The 15,397-nt window shown below is 35.0% G+C and carries 12 protein-coding genes; 11 read left to right on the top strand and 1 reads right to left on the bottom strand.

Annotated elements, in window-relative coordinates; all coding sequences use genetic code 11:
- Window positions 1–6: 6 nt before the first annotated feature.
- The 11 genes from infB to murJ all read left to right on the top strand — a co-directional run bounded on the left by infB (window position 7) and on the right by murJ (window position 12,496).
- A complete protein-coding gene (gene infB / locus FYJ80_RS04415) occupies window positions 7–2,607 on the top strand; it encodes a translation initiation factor IF-2 (RefSeq protein WP_154424992.1) in 2,601 nt (866 codons plus the stop codon).
- The gene (rbfA, locus tag FYJ80_RS04420; protein WP_154424993.1) at window positions 2,604–2,954 is read left to right on the top strand and encodes a 30S ribosome-binding factor RbfA; all 351 of its coding nucleotides are present in this window, start codon (window positions 2,604–2,606) and stop codon (window positions 2,952–2,954) included. The genes infB and rbfA overlap by 4 nt, the downstream gene beginning before the upstream one ends.
- Entirely contained in the window at window positions 2,951–3,814 is an 864-nt protein-coding gene (truB, locus tag FYJ80_RS04425) for a tRNA pseudouridine(55) synthase TruB (protein ID WP_154424994.1), read from the top strand. The genes rbfA and truB overlap by 4 nt, the downstream gene beginning before the upstream one ends.
- A 43-nt stretch (window positions 3,815–3,857) precedes the next feature.
- Window positions 3,858–4,592, top strand: a complete 735-nt coding sequence (locus FYJ80_RS04430; protein WP_154424995.1) for a nucleotidyl transferase family protein — start codon at window positions 3,858–3,860, stop codon at window positions 4,590–4,592.
- Window positions 4,593–4,594: 2 nt separating this feature from the next.
- Window positions 4,595–4,861 (top strand): 30S ribosomal protein S15, encoded by a 267-nt coding sequence (rpsO, locus tag FYJ80_RS04435; RefSeq protein ID WP_154424996.1) that lies wholly within the window; start codon window positions 4,595–4,597, stop codon window positions 4,859–4,861.
- Window positions 4,862–4,946: 85 nt separating this feature from the next.
- Window positions 4,947–7,073 carry a polyribonucleotide nucleotidyltransferase gene (pnp, locus tag FYJ80_RS04440; protein WP_154424997.1) on the top strand — a complete coding sequence of 709 codons (2,127 nt, stop codon included), beginning with the start codon at window positions 4,947–4,949 and terminating at the stop codon, window positions 7,071–7,073.
- On the top strand, window positions 7,061–7,498 hold the full coding sequence (dut, locus tag FYJ80_RS04445; RefSeq protein ID WP_154424998.1) for a dUTP diphosphatase: 438 nt from the start codon (window positions 7,061–7,063) through the stop codon (window positions 7,496–7,498). The genes pnp and dut overlap by 13 nt, the downstream gene beginning before the upstream one ends.
- A complete protein-coding gene (locus FYJ80_RS04450) occupies window positions 7,499–8,767 on the top strand; it encodes an LptF/LptG family permease (RefSeq protein ID WP_154424999.1) in 1,269 nt (422 codons plus the stop codon).
- 1 nt (window position 8,768) lies between these two features.
- Complete coding sequence (locus FYJ80_RS04455) at window positions 8,769–9,851, top strand: LptF/LptG family permease (RefSeq protein WP_154425000.1); 1,083 nt, start codon at window positions 8,769–8,771, stop codon at window positions 9,849–9,851.
- Window positions 9,844–10,974 (top strand): tRNA guanosine(34) transglycosylase Tgt, encoded by a 1,131-nt coding sequence (gene tgt / locus FYJ80_RS04460; protein ID WP_328596747.1) that lies wholly within the window; start codon window positions 9,844–9,846, stop codon window positions 10,972–10,974. The genes FYJ80_RS04455 and tgt overlap by 8 nt, the downstream gene beginning before the upstream one ends.
- Complete coding sequence (gene murJ / locus FYJ80_RS04465; RefSeq protein ID WP_154425001.1) at window positions 10,961–12,496, top strand: murein biosynthesis integral membrane protein MurJ; 1,536 nt, start codon at window positions 10,961–10,963, stop codon at window positions 12,494–12,496. The genes tgt and murJ overlap by 14 nt, the downstream gene beginning before the upstream one ends.
- Here the strand turns inward: murJ and FYJ80_RS04470 are convergent.
- Window positions 12,493–15,168: a GreA/GreB family elongation factor gene (locus FYJ80_RS04470; RefSeq protein ID WP_154425002.1), complete on the bottom strand. Its 2,676-nt coding sequence runs from the start codon at window positions 15,166–15,168 to the stop codon at window positions 12,493–12,495. The genes murJ and FYJ80_RS04470 overlap by 4 nt on opposite strands.
- Window positions 15,169–15,397: the final 229 nt, after the last annotated feature.

The following is a 15,397-nucleotide window of genomic DNA, read 5'->3' on the forward strand; positions in this document are numbered from 1 at the left end:
ATAAAAATGAGCGAAGATAAACCGAAAGTAATTGTAATCAAAAAGCCTCAAGCACCTGTTAAGGAAACCCCTCAAGTAAAGGAAGCTCCTAACAAAGAGGAAAAGAAAGTCGTTGTTGTCAAAAAGAAGATTGTGACTGTAAAGGCAAAGATTAAGGAGGAAAAGAAGGAAGAAGTTCCTGAAACTCCAGCTGTTGCTGCTGTTGCACCACAAGCTCCTATTAAACAGCAGGTTAAGAAGGATAATTTCTCTAACCAGAATAAGAGCGCTGTTAAGCCTACCGCTAAGGTAAGCCAGGCTCCTGCTGCAAACAGAAATATTATTAAGGGTGAGCGTCTTAGTTCTCCTCTTCACTTTGGACCTGTTGTTATTAAGCCAAACAATCTTCCACCAGTTCCTGGTCAGAAGGTTGTTGAGCAGCAGCCTAAGGAACAGGCAAAGCCTCGTGTTGCAGGTGTTGTTGGAGGTCGTCCAGTTAGAACTCCTGGTCAGAGATTTTCAAATAACAATAGATTCCAGGGCCAAAATAACAGATCATTTAATCGTGATCAAAAGGATGGCCAGAACCAGGGCTTTAACAATAAAAACTCCTTTAATAATAGAAATAATGATCAAAAGGGTGGTTTCAATAACCGTTCTAACTTCTCTAATCGCTCTAATATGAGACCACAGGTTGGAGGTCCAACTGAGGCTCTCGATCTTAACCAGAAATCTGGTGCTAGAAAGACTGGTACTAAGAAGAAGGAAAGTATCGATTATAAGTCAAGAAGAGATCAAGAGATTGACTTCCAGTATCTACAGAAGAAAAAGGAAGAGAGTAAGCTTTCTGCTGTTCCTAAGTCAATTGATATCATGGAGAATATTACAGTCAGTGAGCTCGCTAAGAAGATGAATATCAAGGCTAGTGATATCATCTCTAAGCTCTTCAAGATGGGTATGATGGTTACAATTAACCAACAGATCGATCATGAAACAGCTGAGATTATCTGTGAGGAGTATGGATGCTCTGTTCACCTAGTATCTCTTTATGATGAAACAATTATTGAAAATGAAGCTGAGAGTGAAGAGGACTTAGTACCTAGAGCTCCTATTGTTACAATCATGGGTCACGTAGACCATGGTAAGACAAAGCTTCTTGATGCTATTAGAAGTGCAAATGTTGCAGGTAGTGAATTTGGTGGTATTACTCAGCACATTGGTGCATACAAGGTAAATGTTCCTGGTAGAGGCGATGTAGTATTCTTAGATACTCCGGGTCACGCAGCATTCTCAATGATGAGAGCACGTGGTGCACAGGTAACAGATATCGTAGTACTAGTTGTAGCAGCAAATGATGGTGTAATGCCTCAAACAAGAGAAGCTATAGACCATGCGCTAGCTGCAAAGGTACCAATAATTGTTGCAATCAATAAATGTGATCTTCCTGAAGCTAATCCAGATAGAGTAATGCAGCAGCTCTCTGATATCGGCTTAATGCCTGAGGAGTGGGGCGGTCAGACTCTCTACTGTAAGATAAGTGCATTAAAGAAGGAAGGTATCGATGATTTATTAGACACTATTCTTCTCCAGGCAGAAATGCTAGAGCTTAAGGCTAACCCTAAGTGTAGAGCAGAGGGTAAGGTTCTTGAATCTAGAATTGACCAGGGTAGAGGTACTGTTGCAACTGTTATCGTACAAAAAGGTACACTACATCAGGGTGACTACTACGTTGCTGGTATTTATCCAGGTAGAGTAAGAGCAATGTTTGATGACAAGGGTAAGAAGATTAAGGAAGCAGGTCCATCAACTCCTGTAGAAATTATCGGTCTATCAAATATTCCTTCTGCAGGTGATCCATTCCAAGTTACTGAAGATGAAAAGCAAGCTAGAATGGTTGGTGCTAAACGTCAGGAGCTTGAAAAGCTTGGTGCATCTAGTAACGCTAATAAGGTTACTCTTGAGAACCTCTATGACAAGATTAAGGAAGGTGAGGTACAAGACTTTAATGTTATCATTAAGGGTGATGTACAGGGCTCTGTTGAAGCATTACAGGGAACTCTTACTAAGCTTAGTACTCCTGAAATCAGACTTAACGTTATTAGAGCCTCTGCTGGTGCTATCATCGAAAGTGATATCACACTTGCTGCTGCATCTAATGCACTTGTTATCGGCTTCAATGTTAGACCAACACCAAGAGCACAGGCACTTGCTGAGCAGGAGAAGGTTGAGATTAAGAAATACAATATCATCTATGATGTTGTTGACGATATCAAGGCAGCTATGGAAGGTCTCCTCTCACCTGAAATCAAGGAAATTGATATTGGTAAGGCAGAGGTTAGAGATACATTCCGTGTTCCTAAGGTCGGCATAATTGCTGGTTGTTACATCACAGAGGGTAAGGTCACAAGAAATGCATTCGTACGTGTTATTCGTGACTCTATCCAGATTAACAAGGAAAACATCCACATCTCATCTCTCAAGAGATTTAAGGATGATGCTAAGGAAGTTACTGCCGGATATGAATGTGGTATTGGTCTTGAGAATTTCCAGGATATCCAGATTGGAGATACACTTGAATTCGTTCAGAAGCAGGAGATCGCAAGGAAACTTGAAGATACAATGGTATGAGTGAATATTCAGGAAAAAGACTAGAAAATAGAATTCTTGAAACTATTTCAACTATGATAGTTAATGGAATGATTAAAAATCCTAACCTTTCAAGGTTCACTTCAATTACTGAAGTGGACCTATCAAGTGATAATGCAAATGCAACAGTATATGTTTCATGTGCAGATGAAAGAGGCTTAGATAAAACTGTCAGAGCACTTAATAGTGCTTCAGGCTTTATTCAGACTCACATTGCTAAGGTCTTAAAGACTAGAAATACACCTAAGCTTCTATTTAAAGCAGATAATAGCTTTATTGAAGGTGAAAGGTTAAATAATATCATCGATGAAGCGATGGGGCGTAAATGAGTGACTTTAGCGTACTCATCCTTGATAAGAAGCCAGGTGAGACCAGCTTTAGATCTCTAAACGAAGTTAAAAGATTACATAGAGGTAGTAAGGTTGGTCACACTGGTACCTTAGATAAATTTGCTACAGGAATAATGGTTGTCTTAACAGGAGAGGCTACAAAGCTTAATCCCTTATTTTCAGGGATGGATAAAAAATATAAAGCAACCATTAAGCTTGGAGAGCAAACAGATACATTAGATCCAGAGGGTGAAATAATCAGTAGCTCATCTCTTCCTTCAGCTTCAGCTTTCAAAGAGGCTTTAAGTAGCTTTACTGGTCCAATAAAGCAAAGACCACCAGAGTATTCAGCAATACATATCGATGGAAAAAGAGCTTATGAAAGAATAAGAAAGGGTGAAGAGGTAGTTATCCCTGAAAGAGATGTGACTATCTATAGCTTGGAGCTACTTAGCTTTACTTCAGATGAAGCAGTTATTGATACACATGTAAGTAAGGGAACCTACATTAGATCCTTAGCAAGAGATATATGCCATAGTGCAGCATCCTGTGGATATCTAAAAAGCCTCGATAGATATCAGGTTGGTCCCTTTACTAGAGCTGATATTACAGGCTTAGATAATTCTCTTGAGAATACTCATGAATTAATTAAGAGAGTATGTCCAGAAGAATTAATTCTTGATCCTGAATATAAAAAGAAGGCAATTAACGGTTTTCTTGATAAGAAGGGTATAATTAGTAAATCATCAAATAATAATACCTATTATCGCATAATTTTAGATGATAAGCTCTTTGGTATAGCATTAAAGGAGGATGGGCGATATTCGATAATCGCACTTTGCAATCGTGATAACGCATGATTTCTTTTCTTTAATAAAATCAAAAGAATTACAGAATGTTCCTATGGCTATTACCATTGGTGTTTTTGATGGTGTACATAAAGGTCATGAGGATATTCTTAGTTTTCTTAATTCCTATAAAGTGGAACATAAAGATGTGAAGACAATGGTAATCACATTTAATTTAAATCCTAAGATAAAGGGTCAAAAATTTATAGACACATTAAGATTAAGAAAAAAATATATATCATCTTTTAATACAGATTTCTTTACAGTTATTGACTTTTGTGAAGAAATAAGTAAGATAAGTGGTAATGAGTTCATTCGCTTACTATGCACTATGTGCCGTGTAAAAGCAGTCATAGTCGGTGAGGACTTCAAATGCGGTACTCCAACATCCCAAGTAACGGCTAAAGAATTGGATAAGGAGTTTGCATCCATAGGGCATACTGTGGATGTCTTCATTCGTGCAAATGTCATGAATGACCAAGTTCGAATTTCCTCAACATTGATAAGAGAATTAATTCAGAAGGGAGATTTTGATTTAATCAAAAAGCTTTCTGGTAGGTTTTACACTATTGATTTAGATAATATTCTAGAGAAGGGTGAAAAAGCTATTGCAGCTAGTAAGATTACTCAGCTACTTCCTCCAATTGGAGTATACAAGGCGATACTAACTACAAAGAGTGGTAATAATATCGATTGTAAAATTCAAATTAAGGAGGATAGCTTATTAATCGAACCTCCATTAATTGATGGTGAAGCTGATTATTTAAGTATAATAACTAAGGAGTTATAAAAATGGTATCAAAAGAACAGAAATCAGAAATCGTTTCTAAGTTTGGCGGTAACACAGCCAACACTGGTGATTCAGCAGTACAGGTTGCTCTTCTCACAGCAAGAATCAATGACTTACAGAACCACTTCAAGGCTAATCCAAAAGATTATGCTGGTAAGCGCGGTCTTTTAAAGCTCGTTGGTCAGAGAAGAAGACTTCTCAAGTACATCAAAAATAGAAACATCAACGAGTACAGAGATCTTATTGCTCAGCTCGGTCTCAGAAAGTAAGACATATATAGTAAAGCTTAGCCTAATAGGCTAGGCTTTATCTGTAATATAAAGAACAAAAAAAGAACAGAATAAGGGAATTTTTATGAGTAATGTAACTTCTGTTTCCGTTAAAATCGGAGACGGTGAACTTGTCTTTGAGACAGGTAAAATCGCTAAACAAGCGAACGGTGCAGTATATGCATATTATAAAGGTAGCGCAGTAATTGCTACAGTATGTTGTGGCGAACAGCCATCAGAACCAATCGACTATGTACCTGTTAGTGTCGAGTACAATGAAAAGTATTATGCAGCAGGTAAAATTCCAGGCGGCTTCTTAAAGAGAGAAGGAAAACCAAAGGATAAGGAAATTTTAGTATCACGCCTTATCGACCGCCCTATGAGACCACTTTTTGATAAAGCCTTTGGTCGTGAAATTCAAATTGTTCCAACAGTCGTATCATGCGACATGATTAACACACCTGATATTGTTGCTATTAATGCAGCATCATGTGCAGTAACAATTTCAGATATCCCATTCTATGGTCCAATTGCAGCTGTAAGAGTTGCTTTAATTGGTGATGAATATGTAATTAATCCTACCTTCCAGCAGCTCCCTCAGGCTAAGCTTGACATCGTAGTAGCTGGTACACACGATGGTATTACCATGGTTGAAGGTGGTGCAAAAGAAGTTAGTGAGCAGAATATGCTCGATGCTATTGCTGCTGCTCAGCCTGTTATCACAGAAATCTGTGAAGCACAGATGAAGATGAGAGAGCTCTGTGGAAAGGAAAAGCTTCCATTAATGGATGTTACACAGGATCTTTCATGGCTTGAGAGTGTTAAGGAATTTGCTTATCCACTTGAAAAGGAAGCATCCTTTGTTAAGGGTAAGATGAATCGTTATGCAGCTCTTGAGGAAGCTCACAACAAGGTTAGAGCTCAATTTGCTGATTTAATTGCTGAGGATGAAAAGAGAGAAGGTCAGCTTGCAGCAATGTTTGATGAGCTTGAGTATAACATTTTAAGAGCATCTATCTTAAACGATGGTGTTAGAACAGATGGAAGAAAGGTAACTGAAATCAGACCAATTACATGTGAGGTTGGTGTTCTTCCTTGCACACATGGTAGTGCACTTTTCACACGTGGTGAAACTCAGTCTTTAGCTGTTACAACTCTTGGTACAGCACAGGATGAGCAGATGTTTGATACTATCGATGGTGATAAGAGCTTCTCTAACTTCATGCTACACTATAACTTCCCTCCATACTCTGTAGGTGAATGTGGTAGATTAACAACAGGAAGAAGAGAAATTGGACATGGTCACCTTGCTCAAAGAGCTTTAGAGGCTGTAGTACCAAAGAAGGATTCATTCCCATATACAATTAGAGTTGTATCTGAGATCATGGAATCTAATGGTTCTTCATCAATGGCTTCTGTATGTGGTGGTTGTCTCTCATTAATGGATGCAGGTGTTCCTATCTCATCTCCAGTTGCTGGTATTGCAATGGGTCTTATTACAGAGGGTGCTGATTACTCAAGATATGTAATCCTCTCCGATATTCTCGGTGAAGAGGACCACCTCGGTGATATGGACTTTAAGGTAGCTGGTACAAGTAAGGGTATCACAGCATTCCAGATGGATATTAAGATTGCAGGTGTAACACCTGAAATCATGAGCAAGGCTCTTAACCAGGCTAAAGAGGGTAGAATGCACATCCTCGGTATTATGACAAATACTCTTTCAGGCCCTAGAGAAGAAATCAGTGAGTACGCTCCAAAGATTCTCTCAATTAAAGTTCCAGAGGAAATGATCGGTGCTGTTATCGGAACTGGTGGTAAGACAATTAAGTCTATTGCTCAGAAGGCTGGTGCAGAGATCAACATTGAGGATGATGGAACTGTAATGATTTATGGAAAGAACAATGCTTCTGCTCAGGAAGCAAAGCGCTTAATCCTTTCAATCATTGAAAAGCCAGAGGTTGGTAAGATCTATCATGGAACTGTAAAGAGAATTGTTGACTTTGGTGCATTCATTGAAATTCTTCCTGGTAAAGAGGGTCTTTGCCACATTTCAAAGCTTGCTAAGACAAGAGTTAAGCAGGTTTCTGATGTACTCCAGGTTGGTCAAGAGGTCGATGTAAAGCTCATTGAAATCGATAGAATGGACCGTTTAAATCTTTCTTATGTTGATGCACTTCCTAAAGAGGAAACTGAGGAATGCAAGAAATAAGCATTGTTCTTAAGGAGGGAGCTAAGGCTCCCTCTTATCAAAGTAAGGGTAGTGCAGGTGCTGATTGCTATGCATATCTTCCTGAGAAAGAAATAATAATTGAGCCTCATAAAAGTGCATTAATACCAACAGGTATTATGATGGCAATTCCTGAGGGCTATGAAGTACAGGTAAGACCTCGATCTGGACTTGCTCTAAAAAGCTGTGTAACAGTCTTAAATACACCAGGTACTATCGACTCTGATTACAGAGGAGAGGTTGGAGTTATTTTAATTAATCATTCAGATAAGCCATTTGTTGTAAAACATCATGATAGGATAGCTCAGTTCGTCTTTTCAAAAACCTATACAGCAGACTATAATATAGTTTCAAGCTTAGATGAAACAGAACGTGGAGCTAATGGTTTTGGCTCTACTGGGGTATAGATGTTATTAAGAAGAGAAAGATATTCAATTTTAAACTATCATATATTTAGAGAATTTCTCTTAAGCTTTATAGTTTCATTCATCTTTTTCTTCTTTATTTTTTTTGTAAACCAAATATTACTATTAGTTAAAAAGGTAATGCTGAAGAACGTAGATATTTTCACTATGCTTCAGCTTGTAATGTGTGCAATCCCTCAATTTCTACAATATGTAATTCCATTTGCAACACTATCCTCTTCCAGCATGGTATTAGGAGATTTAGGAGCTAATAATGAATTACTAGCTCTAAGAAGCCTAGGTATTCCAATGAAAAAGGTTTATAAGGTTTTAGTTGTCTTATCACTAATACTCACAGTTATTACCTTCTTTATTTCTGATTACCTTATGCCACAAAGCCAAAAGGTTTATAAGAGTCTTTTAAATGAAATCATGCAGGAGCTACCTACCTTTGAATTAAACTCTAATTCTACAAATACTGTAGGAGATATTGTCTTAGTTAATAAGGATGTAGATGGTAATATAATAGAGGATATTTTATTATTTAATAATAAAGCTAACCCAGAGCAAACAATAAGTGCTGCCTCAGGTAAGCTAGAGTTAATTGATTTAGATAGATATATTTATCGCTTAGATCTAGAGGATACAAGCTTAATATTAAGTGAGGATGATATAGCCTCATGGTCCTTAGCAGATAGTAAAAATACAACACTTTATCTTAATTTCTCAGACCAAATCCCAGCCTTAACTCAAGAAAGTCCATCCAATTTATCAAATAAAGAGCTTTCATTATTAATAGAAGGAACTAAGCTAGACTTAATTGATAGCAGAGAACGCTATCATGAAAATAGAGCTCTTACACTCTCAAGCTTAGCAGCGTTAATTGATGATGTTGAAAGCTATGATGATTATAAAGCAATAGAAAATAATATAAGCTCAAAAATTACTGAGCTTGAAATATATGGCGATAAAGAGCCTATTGGCTTTTATCATCAATATTATACAGCTGAGTGGCATAAGAAATATGTTTTATCATTTGCTTGCTTATGCTTAACTATCGTAACATTCCCATTAAGCTTTATTAAAATTAGATATGGAAGACTATTTGGCTTTGGGCTTTCACTATTAGTTGCTGTAGCATATTGGTATATTCTATTTTTCTCTCAGCTTAAAATCTTTGATGTCACCTTCTCAAGTGCATATCTAATGTGGATTTGTGATATAGTCATGCTAATATTTGGCTTATTACTACTATTTTTAAAGAGGAATTGATATGAAAATAGTAACAAGATACATCTATTCCTCAATATTAAAAACAGCAATAATAACTCTATTAGTATGTGTACTATTAGTATTAGCTGTAGAACTCTTTAGCTCAATGAATAAAATAGTAACCTCAAGTACCAATATGAGCCAAATAATTAAGCTATCTATTTTAGGACTTCCTGAGTATTTGATGATGGTTGCATCTGTATCATTTTTATTTGCAACTACATTTTTCTTATCACAGCTACAGGCTAATAATGAGCTAATAATGCTTTATAATACAGGCTTCAGCTACTATAGAATTGCAATTAGAATAGTTATTCTAGGTGCAATAGTTACTGTTTTATTTTTCAGCTTCTCAGAGACTATTATGATTGATGCTAAAAAGGAGCATAGTAAATTATCAGATGAGCTCTTTGGACTCTCTGGAACTACAGATAGTAGAAATATTACACTATCTGATATTGATTCAAATTATGTTATACATGCATCTCGCTTTAATAGCGAAACAAATACAATTTATAATACAACACTTATATATAAGGATAGTAATACTATTAAGCTAAGAGTTGTCTCTGATTACGCTAAATATTCAAGCGAAGGCAACTGGGTTTTTTATAATTCAAGAATATATATAAGAGAAGGTGATAAGCTAAATACTTCATTTGAAAATGAATATATTGTCTCAGACTTTACATTGGAGCCTCGATTATTCAAAAATGCAAGCAATGATGTAACAACTATGGAAAGAGAAGCTGCTATTAATTATTTAAAAAGAATTAAAACTCTAGATAGAGATACCTACTATCAAGCAGCAACAGACTTTTACCAAAGAATATTTTCTCCATTTTCCATCTTGATACTTATGGTTATCTCTGTTTCAATGAACTATAGATTTAAGAAGAATGTGTTCTTATTCAGTATAATTCAAAGTCTCTGTACTGCTGTTGTATATTATGTTGCGTTGATGGTCTTTACTATATCATCCTCGCAGGGTGTTACGGAGCCTTATTTATCTGTAATATTACCAATTTTTATAGTAACTATACTATCAATGGTAGTTAGAGCACTTGGAGGATTAAGTGGCTAAAAATATATATACTAAGGTATTACAGGATACACAAACTAAAGCGCGACTTGGATATATCGATCTTCCACATGGAAGAGTTGAAACACCAGCCTTTATGCCAGTTGGTACAAATGGTACTGTAAAAGGAATTTACCATGATAAGGTCGATGAAATTGGATATAAGATTATTTTAGGAAATACATATCATCTTTATTTAAGACCAGGAACAGAGGTTTTAGAGAAATTTGGTGGCTTACACAAATTTTCTAATTGGAACCACAATATCTTAACAGATAGTGGTGGCTTCCAGGTATTTTCTCTTTCTGGCTTAAGAAAGATTAAGGATAGTGGTGTTACCTTCCAATCTCATATAGATGGCTCAAAGCATGTCTTTACACCAGAGAAGGTAGTAGATATACAAGGTATCATAGGATCTGATATCGCTATGGTATTAGATGTTTGTACTCCTCCAGGAATAGAGTATAGAAATGCAAAGGAAGCTTGGAGAGTAACTAAAGCTTGGGCAGAAAGATCAATTGAAGAAAGAAATAGGTTAGGTGAAAGCTTTAGAGGAAACCTATTTGGTATCGTACAAGGAAACTTTTATCAGGATCTTAGAAAGGAATCTGCATTGACATTATCTGAAATGGATTTCCCTGGTATAGCAATTGGTGGACTCTCTGTTGGCGAAAGTAAGGAGCAGTTTAATGATTTTCTCTCCTACACAGCACAATATATTACAGAGGAAAAGCCAAGATATGTAATGGGAATTGGCTCTCCTGATTACATCCTATCATGTGTTGAGAATGGTATAGATTTATTTGACTGTGTACTTGCAACAAGAATGGCAAGAAATGGTGGTATATTCACAGATGATGGTGTTATTACTATGAAAAAGGCAGTACACAAATTCGATGAAAGACCATTACAGGAGGGATGTACCTGTACCTGCTGTCAAAAATACTCTAGAGCTTATCTACACCATCTAATTAAATGTAATGAGATGTATGGTGGAATGCTTGCAACTGAGCATAACCTAACATATCTTTATAATTTCTTAGAAAGAATTAAGCAAAGCATTAGAGAAGGACGCTTTGCTGAATTTAAGAAAGAGTATATGGCTCGTTTCTATGGCACAAAGTAAAGAAAGAAATACCTTTATAATGATGATTACTACCTTCATATCCCGTTTATTAGGGATATTGAAGGCTAGGGCTATTTCATCCTTTTTTGGAGCTGGCTTAATAGCAGATGCTATAAATTTCTCATATAACATCCCAAACAATTTAAGAAAGCTTTTTGCAGAGGGTGCATTATCACAAGCGTATCTTCCTATTTTTTCAAAGCTAAAGGATGACGATGAAAATACATCATCCTTTTTAGGAGCTTTATTTACATTCCAACTAATAATATTTATCCCACTAATAGTTCTATCCTTTATTTTTAGTAAACCCTTTATTACATTGCTAAGTGGCTTTAATGATGAAAATCAAATAGTAATAGCAGCTAATCTACTTCCATTTTTTTTAACTTTTCTATTCTTTATTTCGCTATCAACTCTTTTATCAACTGTATTACAAACAAGAAAAGCATTCTTAATCACTGGAATTGGACCTATATTCTTCACTTTAACAGTTATATTATCAATTTACTTATTTACTAATAAATTATCATATTACTCAATGGCTCTAGGGTGTACAGCTGGCTCTATCATTCAAATGGTATCTCAAGCTATTGTAGTTAGAAAAAGGAAAATTAAACTAAAGCTAAGTAATCCTCTAAAGAGTAAATGGTTTATCCTAACGTTAAAAGCATTTATACCTGCAACACTATACTCCTTTATTTTGATACTAGATCAATACTTATCATTTTATATTGCATCAATGCTTGAAAGTGGAGCTGTAAGTGCAATATCTAATTCTATTATTTTCTATCAAACTCCATATGGAATCTTTTTTGCATCTATTTCAACAGTATTCTTTCCTCTTATTGCAGGAGAAAAGGATGATGAAATAAAGGCTAAATACTTAAATAATTCATTAACATATCTAGTTTCATTTTTACTGCCAAGCGCAATAATACTATTAACTCTATCTGAGCAATGTATATCTGCTGTATTGCAAAAGGGTAGGTTTACATATTTAGATACTGTATTAACAGCTAAAGTTTTAAAATGGTATTTATTTTCTATGATTCCTTTAGCCTTTTCTTCAATGCTTAGTAGGTATTGCTACAGTAAAAATGATTATAGCTATCCAGTAATAGTTTCTCTTGTTCAAGCAATTTTAGATGTATCTTTAATGTTTATCTTTGTTAAGCTTAATATTGGAGCTGAAAGTATTTCACTTGCACTTTTAATTTCATCAACTATAGCAGTACTAATTTATTTACCAAAAATAAAGCTATTTAACTATCCAAAATTCTTTAAAGAAATAGTGAGAATAGTAGCTGCCAATATTCCATTAATATTAGCAGCAGGCATTATTTTTAATTTAAAATTAACATACCATGTTAATGGCTCAAATCTAAAAGCCTTTTGCATTACTGTTTCTCTTGGCATTTTATTAGTATGTATAACTCTTATATTTTATATTATTTTTAAAATTCCATTTTTAAGCTTATTAAAAAATGGAGCTGAAAAATCAGCTCCATCTAAAGTTAATTAGAAATCTGCAACCTCTATCTCAAGGATAGTATAATCATAGTTGGTACCATTGATTTCAAACTTAAGCTCATCACCAACTACCTTATTTAATAAGCTCATTCCAAGAGGAGTTTTGAAGTTAAGAATATACTTATCAGGATCACTCTCCCACTGACCAAGGATTGTATATACAATCTTTTCCTTCTTAAGATTATCCATCATAGTAACCTTAGTACCAAAGCTAATTCTAGATGGATCAACCTTATCAGGAGTAATTACTTGAGCCTTTTCAATTTCCTCAGTAAGAGTTCTAAGCTTTGCATTAAGGTTCTTCTGCTTATCCTTACCATATTGGTACTCAGCATTTTCTCTTAAGTCACCTAATGCTCTAGCATCAGCAATTTCATCAGCAACCTCAAGTAATTCAACGTGCTCAATATGATCCTTTTCCTTAAGCTTCTCCTCTAAGCACTTTTTAGTACATAAGAAGCCTGTAGGAATTAAGTTATTGCTCTGAATTGGTGCCTCATCATCAAAGAATCTGAAATCTGGATACTTTTCACTAATAACATATTTAATGCTGACCTTTTTACCTGGATCAATATTCTTATCATTAGCGATAATTGAGTAGATCTTAGCAGCAAGCTCCTGAGTTCCCATCTCAATAGCATCATAGATCTTCTTCTCAGCAAAGAGAATTTGCTCTACAAGTAAATTACGCTTCTTATTCTCTGTTACATCCTTTTTAAGATCAACACAGCTTGCTGTGTAGTCGAGGAGTAAGAGTAGGGTAATAATAAGATTTTCCTTTGTAATTCCAGCCTTTTCCCAGTCCTTTTCAGTAGCATTCTTTAAATTCCAAAGAAGTACATCTGCAAGCTCCTTATAGTTTTCTACACAATCACGGAGGATTTCAATGTAAACCTTAGTCTGGCCAAGAGATCTTAAGCGCTCTGGGATAAATGAATAAGTATAGTATGGGAAGCATCTTCTAAGAACATCTGCCCACTGCTTATCTGTATCAATTACATTTTCCAAGAATGCTTTCTTTAATTCAGCATTATTAATCTTATTAAAGAGTGCAACCTTATCATCAATTGCTTTATATAAAGCTGCAAACTCAACAGGATCATCAATTGTAGCAGTTGAGATATGATCATGGCTTCTTAAATTAGTTAAAAGAAGATATGAAGATATAACCTCATCTGTAATTCCATTTCTTCTGCTCTTTAAAGTAAAATTAAAGAAACGAATCATTTCAGCAAAGCTATCAGATTCTGTATCATAGTTTTCAGAAACAAAGTCCTTTAGGTGCTTTACCTTACCATAGAAATCTGGTTCACCCTTGAAGAGTAATAACTTCTTTTCTTCTGGTGTAATAGGGGTGGAGCGTAGGGTATAGGTCTCATTTTCTCCAATAACAACTGAGAAATATGGATCCTCCATTAATACCTTTTTAGCAGACTTCTTGAATTCATTCCAATCCTTTTCTGCTAAAACCTTAGGACATAAATCATTCTTCATTTCCTTTAATGAGCACTTGTTATTATGGCTTTCCATAATAGTCATTAAAGTCCATCTTGTATCTGTCTTAACCTTAGCAGCTAGCTTCTGAGGAACAACAGCTCTTAAAACTCTAATATTAGATTTTGCAAGAGGTGTTAACGCTCTAAATGCCATATCAGCACTCATCTTAATTTCACTCTTACCAAAGTTAATAACAACCTCTTTTTCTGTGATGGACTTAATAACACCAAGTCTATCAAGAGATTGCTGATAAACAAATGAGCCATTATCAAATGCAATATCAATTTCAAAAGAATCAATTGCTTTACTAAAATCTGCACAACCAGCCTTAAGACCAGATCTCTTGATACACTGCTTTAATCTTGTAGATGAAGCATATTTCTTTTGGAAAGCAATAATTAATGCATTCTGAGCATCAATATTATCCTTATCAAGCTCAATTTCCTTCTTTAATACTGCAATACTCTTATCTATATCATTTACTACAGTTTTTAATAAATCATTTAAAATCTCAGTTGCAAAAGCATGAGAAATCTGAGTAGAAGCCTTCTCAGCTACTCCTAAATAATATCCAAAATCATCGCTATTAGTTAAAAGAGTACTCCAAATAGCTCTAATATTTTCTAAATCCTTAGCAGCTATAAATCTCATGAGTGCACGACGATAATAAAGTACTGCATTTTGAGTATCACCAATTTCCATATAGTGATCAGCAAGCTTCTTTGTAAGCTTTCTTTCCTCAAAGTCAATCTTTACTAAGCGTACATATACTGGCCACTTTTGTTCATCACGACCTGTTTCCTCATAGCAATCGGCAAGTGCACGAAGTGCAAATCTATTTTCATTTAATTCAAGAATTTTATTACATAAGAATTCTACTACTGTCCAGTTATGTATCTCATAGAAGGATACTAGTAGATTTTGCATATTAATATTATCCTCATGAGGACGTCTAATCATAGAAATAGATCCAGAGACATATCTACCCCAAACACTATCCTCACGCTCTTTTATTAAAGAATCAGAAATTTCTTTAATAGATAGCATATCTTCGCTATCTATCTTCTTTATAGCTTTGTCGTATTCAACGAAATTATCAATAGTCATTGCTTGGAGTTCTGCCTTAGTGAACTTCCTATCATTTTTTAGCATTGTTTCAATTTTCATAAAAAAATTCCTTAATTTTTTCCTATGATTTTTTTCAAAAAACAAACCGGGCAAGGGCAAACCTTGCTCGGCACTTGTCTTTGTTATTTAAAATATAACACTTTAAGAAGAAAAAAGCAAAATAAATTTTTTACCATTTTTATTAAGTTAATTTCTTTATTAAAAAAAATATATAAAGACATTGTATATCTAAATTTTCCAATATGTGTTTTTTTAATGAAAATATAAA

The sequence above is a fragment of the Bullifex porci genome, assembly GCF_009695635.1.
In the GTDB taxonomy this organism is placed as follows: domain Bacteria; phylum Spirochaetota; class Spirochaetia; order Sphaerochaetales; family Sphaerochaetaceae; genus Bullifex; species Bullifex porci.